Below are 9345 nucleotides of genomic sequence, written 5' to 3'. Positions count from 1 at the left end.
TGTTCGCAATCATCTGCGGATTGACGAATGACAGCGGCGGATTCATCTCGTTCGGGCAGGCCGGGCTGATCAGCATGGAGTTGATCGCCACCTGGACGCGGTCTGTTCCAAGCCCGTTCAGTGCTGGCAGGCTGGAGACGCCGCCGGCCCCCCACACCGCACCGCCCGGAATGTCTGCGACCAGCGATGCCGCGTCGCTGGTGCCGAGGCTGCGTGCGACCACTGTGCTACGCGACAATGTCGTGCTGGTCGCCGGCAGCGCCAGCCCTTCGTTCTCAGGCGGGATGGCGGCCGGCGGGGCGACCGGAGCGCCGCCGCGCGGTGTCGTGGCAGCGGACGGGCTGTGCCGCACACGCGGCTTGGCGCGCTGTTTCGCCGGGTCGACCACGATGGTCGACAATCCGCTCGCGCTTTGCGCCGTCGCCGGGCGGGCAAGCGCGGATGCGAACAATGCCGCCATCGCCAACGAGAGCGAGAACGAGGACAGCGATGTAGTCAGCAGCAGGGGCCGGCGAAGGCCGGGCAAGGCAGAACAGTTCATGAAACGACTCGTGAAACAGGGCGCGCACATCGTTGCGACGGCGCAAGACGGCCGTTCGGCCACGCGATGACGCGCGAGCCTGGAGACGGCAACGAAAAAGGAAAATCTCCGGGCGGCCGGACAAAGCGCGGCCAGCGGCGGAGCTAACTAAGCGAGGATAGGAGGACCGCGAGCGAAATGTGCGAGCGACGGCGGCCCGCGAGGCGCCGCTGCGGACAGCGGCCACCCTTGTGCGACCCGCGCCAGGATTCGCACCGGCATCAGCGTGACATTCAATGCCGGCGGCGGCAGGCTGCACGCCAGCACGCAGCCGATGCACTTGAAGTGGACGACGACGCGGTCCTTGGAGTCTGCCGGCGCCGAAGCGTCGAGCGAGTGGCAAATCTCTTGGGCGGCGAGTAGCTCGAGCGGCCCATTGGCCGTGACCGGCGCAAACGCCGAGAGAGCGACCTCGAGCAGCAACGCCAGCGCGACCAGCCAGCTCGTCGCCGCACGAGCGGCGACCGCCAGCCACCGGGCCGCAGCCGGTGTCAAATTCGCTTGATGCCGCGCCGCGGTCACCGTCATCCCCCGCTCGATCGCTAGAAGGTAATCACAGCCAGCGAAACGCATCAAAGCGTCGCTGGTAAATTGAGACCGCATCGAATGGAAATGCAACCCTTGTCGCCTTTTGATCACAGTTCTGAAAAGCACAAGCACGGAACGCGTGGCAAGCGGCAGTGCCTTTCAGAATGCAGTCGTCGTCAGCCCAGGATCAAGTCAGCCCAGGATCGAATCATGCGTCTTGTCATCGGTGTCGCCGCCGCGATTGGCCTGTTGTTTCAATTGTCGGCCGCAGCCGCACAATCCTCACCGCCGCACGAACCCTACGGCATCAATCTCGAAGGTTATCCATATCCCTACCCGGTCAAGCTGTTCGCGGTCGATCACGCCGGCGAGAAGCTGTCGATGGCCTATATGGACGTGGCGCCGAGCGGCGACTCCAACGGCCGCAGCGTCGTGCTGCTGCACGGGCGCAATTTTCCGTCAAGCTATTGGGCGCCGGTGATCGCCGTGCTCAGCAAGGCCGGCTACCGCGTCGTGGTGCCGGATCAGATCGGCTTCGGTAAATCATCGAAACCTAGCGGCGATCTGCATTTCGATGACCTCGCCCGCGACACGCTGGCGCTGCTCGATCATCTCGGCATCACCAAGGTGGACGTCGTCGCGCATTCGCTCGGCGGCATGCTGGCGGTGCGGATCGCGCGCGCCGCGCCGGATCGGCTCTCGCATCTGGTGCTGATGGCGCCAATCGGACTCGAGGATTATCGGCTCTACGTGCCGCCGACGCCGACCGAGGCGATCATCGCCCACGAGGACAAACTCACGGCCGAAGCCTACCGCAAACAGCTCGAGACCAACTACGCGCTGAAGCTGCCACCCGATCAGGTCACGCCGTTCATCGATGCCCGCTACGGCATCAAGGGTAGCCCCGACTATCCGCGCTGGCTGCGATCCTTCGTGGCGTCGGCGCAGATGATCTATCGCGAGCCGGTGGCGCACGAAATTCCGCTGATCACCGTGCCGACGCTGTTCTTCATGGGCGAGGACGATCACAACGCGCCGGGCAAAACCCAACGCGCCCGAGGCGCTGCGGCCGAAGATGGGCCACAACGCCGATCTGGCCAAGGCGTTTGCCGCACAGATGCCGAATGCTCGGGCCGAGGTGATCCCACATGTGGGGCACCTGGTGTTTCTGGAGGCGCCCGAGCGCACCGACAAGCTGCTGTTGGATTTCTTGGCGAAGTAGTTCGTCGTCGCGGCGTTGCTCCATACACCGCCGTCATCCCCGCGAAAGCGGGGATCCAGTATCCCAGAGCAATGCGGAGAACGGCGGGGCTAACTCCGCCGATCTCTCATAGTAGCACTGGGATACTGGGTCGCCCGGTCGAGCCGGGCGATGACCGCTGTTGTGGTGGCCGGCCGCGGCTCACAGCGATCCGAGCGGTGCGGGCGGCGGCGCTTACGCCGCCCGCACCGTCTCGACAAACCTCGTCACCTCGTCCTTCAGCCGGTTGCTGTCGCGCGACAGCGACTGGGCGGCCGAGTGGACCTGGGTGGAGGCCGTGCCGGTCTCGGTGGCGCCACGCTGGACGTCGACGACATGCGCCGAGACATCCTGCGTGCCGTGCGCCGCCTGCTGGACGTTGCGCGAGATCTCCTGTGTCGCGGCGCCCTGCTGCTCGACCGCGGAGGCGATGGTCGAGGCGATCTCCGACATCCGCTCGATGGTGCCGCCGATCTCGCGGATGGCTCCGACCGAGTCCTGCGTCGCCGACTGCATGCCGCTGATCTGGCTGCTGATCTCGCCGGTCGCCTTGGCGGTCTGCTCGGCCAGCGCCTTGACCTCCTGGGCGACGACAGCGAAGCCGCGCCCCGCATCGCCGGCGCGCGCCGCCTCGATCGTGGCATTGAGCGCCAGGAGGTTGGTCTGGCCGGCGATGGTGTTGATCAGTTCGACCACGTCGCCGATGCGGTTGGCCGCGCTGGCGAGCTGGCTGATGCGGTCGTTGGTCTTGCGCGCCTGGTCCACCGCATCTCCGGCGATACGCGCCGATTCCTGCACCTGCCGGCTGATCTCGTTGATCGAAGACGCCATTTCCTCGGTCGCCGAAGCCACCGACTGCACGTTGGAGGAGGCCTGCTCGGAAGCGGCTGCGACGGATGTCGCAAGCTGCTGCGAGTGTTCGGCCGTCGCCGTCAGGGTGCCGGCTGAGGCCTCGAGTTCAGTCGCGGCCGAGGTCACCGTGTCGATGATCTCGCCGACCGCGTTCTCGAAATCGTCGGCCAGACGTTGCATCTCGGCCTTGTGCTGAGCCGCGACACGGCGCTCGGCCTCTTCCTGCTCTGCCTTGAGTTCGGCCACCTCGAGCGCGTTCTTCTTGAACACCTCGACGGTGCAGGCCATCAAGCCGATTTCGTCGAGCCGGCCGGAGCCGACCACTTCGACTTTGAGGTTGCCGCCGGCGAGCTCCTTCATCACGCCGGACATCGCCACGATCGGCCGCGAGATCGCCCGCCCGACCAGCCATGCCAGCACAAGGCCGATCGCCATGGCGCCGAGCGTGAGCCACAGGATCTGCGATTTGCTGTCGCTGATCGTGCCGGAGGTTTCGGCGCCGATATTACGCTCATCGGCAAGGCCAGAGTCGCGGATGTTGGCAGCAGCAAGGCCAATCGACTGGGCAAGTTTGCCCATTCCAATGATCTGGGTCTGCAGGGTTCGCCCCTGTTGGAGGGCGCGCTGATATCCGTCCAGGTACTTGCCGAGGTCGGTTTCGACAGCGGCAACTTGCTTGCGTTCATCGGCGCTATCGATCGCGGTCTTCAAAGCCGCCACAGTTGCGCCGAGCGCTGCCGCCGAGGCTTTGGCGTCTTCGGCAGCGGCCGCGCCGGCGGTGTCGGTGCGGCCGACGGCCTTGCTGGCCGCGAGGCGGAGGATCAGCAGCTTCTTCAGAGCATCCGAAACCAGAAGTGCGTGGCTCGGGTTGCCGTCGCCGTTCATCAGCGCATTCTGAAGAGCTTCGAGCCTGAGCCGGGCGGTTTGCCCGATTGGGTCGAGAACCTCGCCGAGCAGTCGGTTTTGATCGCGGCGCATCTTCACCATGTCGGCAAAGTCGGAAACATAGCGATCGAATTCGCTGCGGAGCGCCTCCATCTGCGCCAGTCGCTCAGGATTCTTGATCGCGGTAAGGCCGCGCGCGATGCTTTCGGACAACGCCTTCTGCTGCGTTTCCGCCTCCCCGATCCTCGCTTCGTCGCCGGTCAGGTTGTAGTCACGCACTGCGAGCCGCATCTTGGAGAAGCCACGGTCGACATCGCTGGCTATATCCACGACCTGGACGCGCTGCGCAAAGGTCGCGAACGCGTTTTCGAGCCGGCCGAAGCAGGAGTAGTTGAGGACGGCGAGAACGGCCATCAGCACCTGGACGACGGCGAAGCCTATCGCGACCTTGATGCCGATCTTGCGGTTAGTGAAGAACGAGAAGAGATCTGGCGCGCGCGATGCGGCCGTGAGTGCAGCGTGACTCATATTGGAAATCCCCAATGGCCGTTTGGCACCCGGCTGATGCCGCTCGGGACGATGGGAAATCCAAAAGACGCATACCCCCAAAGCCGGGTCTTTCGGACCTCCCCCTGGCTACTGCCGCTGTCGGGCAGTTGCAGCTAGGGATACGAGCCGAATCATTTGAAAAGACTAAACGGAATCCGCGCACAACTACCCAAATACATCGAGGAGTTGTGCAACATTAGATGTAGTCGATCGAGACCAAGTGCTGCCCAGATCGCCGTAACTATCTGTTACCAAGGCAACTATCCAAGCGTCGGCGGCGACAAGGGCCTGCCGACCGAGCGCGTCAGAGTCGCGCCTACGACCAAAGATTTGAGATGGGACCGATCGCGGAAGCCGCCGGTCGGGCGAAGCAGCGATCAGCCGACTTTGCGGAGCAGCGGATAGCGCTGCTCGAGTTGCACCGGATCGAGCGCATGCTGCCAGGCCGGGACGTCGTCGACGATCTCGGCAGCTTCTTCGGGCGCATCCTCAACCAGCTTGAGTACCGGCGTCACGGGCTGATCCGGGGCAATGGACGGGCTCGGCGAGCCCAGCCGCGGCAGCCGCACAGGTGGATCGAGAGCGGTCTTGTCGCTCAGGTAGAAGATCGGGCGCGGCGGCAGATGCGGATTGTAGCCGAGCCAGGCCAGACTCTGCGCGCCCGGCGAGTCGCTGTCGCGGGCAAGCAGCTCACGCCAGCTGTCGACCGCAGCCCTGGCGTCGTGAATATTTTCGAGAAATTCCACTTCGGTGAAGAACCGGCGCCACCGACCGGTATCGAACAGCTCGGTGAGATATTCGAGTCGCTGCTCGGCCAAAGCGCACCAGCGCTCGACGAGTGCACGGCCACGGGCTGCGTCGGTCGTTTCCATTATCCATCCGCCGAAAGGGGGATTGCTGACGAACGCGACGCAACTAACGAATCGTCATGAAGGTATTAATAACATCGTTAAGAAAAGTTTACTGTGCATAGCCAAGCGCTCCTGCAACTTTTTTGAAGTTGCGGTTCAGAGCCCTGAGACTTTTACGGGTGCGAAACGAAAGACCCGCCCGGGGGGACAACCGGGCGGGTCAAAAGCCATATTGGCGCTGGGGTGGATGGGCGCTCGCGCCGATACAGCCTCGCTGGGGAGGGACTTGCCGCTCCCACAACGATTGGTCACCCAGACAACGCCAAACGTTCAACGATGGTTGCGGTTTTTCTCGGCGAAAGCTGAAGAAGTTTTTTGACCTATCGAGCTGCCTGAACGGCCCAAATCAAGGGGCCGGTTGCACCACGGCAACGATGGATTCGTTCTCCAGCCGCCGGATCAGGCGGTCCTGATCGGCCTTCGTCAGGGCATGGTCGCCGACTTGCAGCCGGAACACGCCGCCGGCACTGGAAACGACCGTGGCCTTATACTGATCGAGCAGCGCGACGATTTCGGTCGCGCGCGCATCCGGCACGAAGCGGACAAAAAAGCGGGGACCGCCGTCGGGTGCGAGACTGCGGACCACCGGCCCGCTTGGCCGGTCTGCCATGGCGAGCGCCGTGGGTGCAGACGACTCCTTCGCGGCGGGCGCCGCCGGCGGTGCAACGGGAACCGCCGGCGCAGTCCGAACCGCTTGCGGTTCGGCAACCGGGGCGTTGCCGGGAGCGACCGCCCGCCCGGGCTGGTCATGGCGGTCTTGCAGCGCAGCCGTCTGGAATACGCCGGCAGGCGTGAAGGCCAGCATGGCGCCGATCAGCCCGGCTTGGAGTATCAGGGCGAACGCCGCGACGGCGATCGTCCAGGCCAGCGCCTTCGGCGACATTTCCGAGAGCGCGGCGGCGATCCGCCCAACCAACCCGGTGCCGGACCGCTGCGGCTGCGCCGGCTCCGCATCGATCGCGGCAAACAATTTCTGCATCGCACGGGACGATGGCGCGCCGAGACTCTCGTTGAATTCGATGGTCGCGGCGTATTCTTCGAGCACGGCGGCGTATTGCCTGGCGAGCTCCGGATCGCGATCAAGCGCCTCGCTGACGCGTCGGGCGTCGCGCGCATTCAGCGTCCCGGCTGCATGCCAGGGCAGCAGCGCTTCAAGGTCGCCCGGCTCGTCCTGCTCGGGCATTCGCTTGCCTGCGATCATGGCCAGCCTCGTTCGACGCCGGCTGCCTCGAGCAGATCGGCCAGTTTCTTGCGTGCGTAGAACAGCCGCGTCTTGACGGTGTTCTCCGGAATACCGACGATGAGCGCGACCTCCTCGAGCGACTTCTCGTGATAGTAGACGAGGTCGACCACTTCCCGGTGATCGGGCGAAAGCTGGTCCAGACACTTCCGCAACGCTTCACCCGTGTCTTTCTTCTGCGCTGCGATTTCCGGATCGTCCGAAGGATCCTCGATCGCCAGCGCCGCCTCGTCTTTCAGTTCGGCATCCTGGCGCCGCCGTAACGCCGACAGCGCCTTGAACCGCGTGATCGCCAGCAGCCAGGTCGAGACCAAAGAGCGACCTTCGAACTTGCCGGCCTGTCGCCAGACGTCGAGAAACACCTCGCTAATAAGGTCCTCGGCGACCTGCTCGTTCCCCACGAGACGCAAGGCGAATCGATAGACCCTGACGTGGTGACGGCCATAAAGCACCCGCATCGCCAGCCGGTCGCCAGCGGCGATCCGCGCGATCAGGACGTCGTCTGCGGCTGGCTTTGTACTCACTGGCGGTCCCGAGGGATTGGTCGGTCCCGGCAGGGGGAAGGTTCGATTTGGACGGCCAAATACTGCATTTTCATGGTGTGGAGGGCCAGAATCTGTGAGCCGGCGCACGGACCATATCCACGTTGCGGAGTGAGCACCAATCCGACCGGAGGTAACAAGGAACCGTACCAGCCACTCACGGGCCGCCTAAACTAGTAAATTGTCCATTCGTATCAGGCAGTTAACACATAATCGTCCACAAATTGGACAGATACGAAACCTAAAGGCTTTACGGATTAAGTTCCACAAACGCCGCCGTTTCGATGCGGGCAGTCTAGCGGGACTCATGGGAAGATCCGTCGCCATTTCCGGTCAGCTTGCCGGCAAGCCGAACAGCGCCGAACAGGCTCGGATCTTGGCGGTTCGTGCGCGCCGAATGCGTCAGCGACGCCAGGTGCTGGATCTGATCGCCGCCAGCTATCTGATCGACGCCTCGATCCTCCTGCTCTACGCGTTCGCCGGCACGATCCCGCTCATGGTGGCGCCCGCCTACGCCTTCGTCGGACTGACCTTCGTCGTCGTCCAGATCCTGCTGTCGGAAGCCGGCTTCAACGACCGCTTCAAGGATCACTATCTCATCCTTCCCATCAGCGGCGCCAATCTGCTGATGATGATCGGCTTCAGCTTCTGGGTGCCGCAGGTCGCGTTCCTGTTTTTGTGCGCGCTTTTCATCGTTTTCGCCTTCGCCTCGCTGCGCGCGACGCGCATCCAGGCGATGATCGCCTGGATCGCCGTGACGGCCGCGCTGGCGGTGCTGTTCCTGATCACCAGCGCTCCGCTCGAGATGCCGCACGGCTCTTTGCTGGAGCGGTTAGCCACCATGCTGGCACTGGCCCTGACCATCGGCCGCTGCATGTTCATCGGCATGTACTCCAACGAGATGCGGGACGCGCTGTACAAGCGCGGTCTGCAGCTCCGGGATGCCTATCAGCGCATCGCAGAATTAGCCTTAGCTCGACGAGCTGACCGGCGCCTATAATCGGCGCTGTATCATGCGGATGCTGGACAAGGATATCTAGCGCGCACGGCGCTGCGGCGAGCCGCTGTCGCTGGCGCTGATCGACCTCGACTGGCTCAAGCGCATCAACGATACGTTCGGCCATCCGACCGGCGACGAGGTGCTGCGGACCTTCGCCATTACCATCTTCTCCAATATCCGCGTGCTCGACCGCTTCGGCCGCTATGCGGTTGAAGAATTTCTGATGCTGCTGCCCAATACCTCGCGCCAGGAAGCCTGCAGCCTGCTCGACCGGCTGCGCGTCATTGTTGCAGATCTCGATTGGAGTGCCTTCTCTCCGGGCATGCGGGTGACGCTGTCGGCCGGCGTGACTACCATGTCGTTCGGCGAACACGCCGAGACCATCCTCGCCAGAGCCGACACTGCGCTCTACACCGCAAAGGCCGAAGGACGGGATCGAATTGCCATAGCCTGAAGAAACGGGCGACTGAAGCTCCAGGACAGAGTAGAGTAATGCGTTCAAAAGCACCTTCCACCGCCAACCTGCTCGACGAATTGCAGGCGACCCTGGCCCACGGCACCGTCGCCCGGCGGGTCGAAACGTTGCGGCGGGTCACCGATCTGTTTCTCGATGGTGGCACCGACTACACGCCGGACCAGATCACGTTGTTCGACGACGTGTTCGGCTGCCTGGTCGAGAATATCGAGGCGAATGCCAAGGCGCTGCTGGCGCAGCGGCTGGCGCCGGTGACTGCGCCGCCCCGCATCATCCGCCATCTGGCCTTCGAGGACCGCATCGAGATCGCGGCACCGGTGCTGTCGCAGTCGGAGCAACTCGACGCCCACCGGGACATCGAACACGTGCATGTAGGGATGCACGGCAGGATCGGTGGCGATCACTTCGCCGGCGATCCATCCGAGCAGCGCGGCACCGGCCCAGACCAGGATCGGCAGCTTTTCGAGAACCAGCATGATCAGCGCGGCGCCAGCCACGATCATCGGCACGCTGACGACGAGCCCGAGGATCAGCAGCGGCACG

Annotated in this window: 8 protein-coding genes and 3 pseudogenes; 5 read left to right on the top strand and 6 right to left on the bottom strand. The window is 64.0% G+C overall.

The genetic code is table 11. The annotated features are described in order from the left end of the window. Window positions 1–400 (bottom strand): annotated as a pseudogene (locus I5M_RS03080) (TonB-dependent receptor); the annotation flags it as partial. On the opposite strand from I5M_RS03080, the gene I5M_RS33500 reads away from it, so the two are divergent. Beyond that, window positions 390–611 (top strand): hypothetical protein, encoded by a 222-nt coding sequence (locus I5M_RS33500; protein WP_022720060.1) that lies wholly within the window; start codon window positions 390–392, stop codon window positions 609–611. The pseudogene I5M_RS03080 and the gene I5M_RS33500 overlap by 11 nt on opposite strands. A gap of 77 nt (window positions 612–688) precedes the next feature. Here I5M_RS33500 and I5M_RS03070 read toward each other — a convergent pair whose 3' ends face one another. Then, a complete protein-coding gene (locus I5M_RS03070; RefSeq protein ID WP_022720059.1) occupies window positions 689–1108 on the bottom strand; it encodes a hypothetical protein in 420 nt (139 codons plus the stop codon). A gap of 210 nt (window positions 1109–1318) precedes the next feature. On the opposite strand from I5M_RS03070, the pseudogene I5M_RS34010 reads away from it, so the two are divergent. Beyond that, window positions 1319–2330 (top strand): annotated as a pseudogene (locus I5M_RS34010) (alpha/beta fold hydrolase). 213 nt (window positions 2331–2543) lie between these two features. Here the strand turns inward: I5M_RS34010 and I5M_RS03060 are convergent. The 4 genes from I5M_RS03060 to I5M_RS03045 form a co-directional block, all read right to left on the bottom strand. Next, window positions 2544–4613 (bottom strand): methyl-accepting chemotaxis protein, encoded by a 2070-nt coding sequence (locus I5M_RS03060; RefSeq protein WP_022720055.1) that lies wholly within the window; start codon window positions 4611–4613, stop codon window positions 2544–2546. A gap of 398 nt (window positions 4614–5011) precedes the next feature. Further along, window positions 5012–5506 (bottom strand): TIGR03809 family protein, encoded by a 495-nt coding sequence (locus tag I5M_RS03055; protein ID WP_022720054.1) that lies wholly within the window; start codon window positions 5504–5506, stop codon window positions 5012–5014. 385 nt (window positions 5507–5891) lie between these two features. Next, complete coding sequence (locus tag I5M_RS03050; protein WP_022720053.1) at window positions 5892–6746, bottom strand: hypothetical protein; 855 nt, start codon at window positions 6744–6746, stop codon at window positions 5892–5894. After that, window positions 6743–7309, bottom strand: coding sequence for a sigma-70 family RNA polymerase sigma factor (locus I5M_RS03045; protein ID WP_022720052.1), 567 nt, complete (start codon window positions 7307–7309; stop codon window positions 6743–6745). The genes I5M_RS03050 and I5M_RS03045 overlap by 4 nt, the downstream gene beginning before the upstream one ends. A gap of 199 nt (window positions 7310–7508) precedes the next feature. Here I5M_RS03045 and I5M_RS34170 point away from each other — a divergent pair, with 199 nt between their 5' ends. The 3 genes and pseudogenes from I5M_RS34170 to I5M_RS33485 form a co-directional block, all read left to right on the top strand. Then, window positions 7509–8327, top strand: coding sequence for a hypothetical protein (locus I5M_RS34170; RefSeq protein WP_307704339.1), 819 nt, complete (start codon window positions 7509–7511; stop codon window positions 8325–8327). Between the two features lie 64 nt (window positions 8328–8391). Continuing rightward, window positions 8392–8781, top strand: a complete 390-nt coding sequence (locus I5M_RS34165) for a GGDEF domain-containing protein (protein ID WP_307704340.1) — start codon at window positions 8392–8394, stop codon at window positions 8779–8781. Window positions 8782–8819: 38 nt separating this feature from the next. Further along, window positions 8820–9345: pseudogene (locus I5M_RS33485) on the top strand (hypothetical protein); the annotation flags it as partial.

The organism is Rhodopseudomonas sp. B29 (assembly GCF_000333455.1).
Classification (GTDB): domain Bacteria; phylum Pseudomonadota; class Alphaproteobacteria; order Rhizobiales; family Xanthobacteraceae; genus Rhodopseudomonas.
Note: the sequence above shows the minus strand (reverse complement) of the source record. Positions and strands in the feature narration are given on the sequence as shown.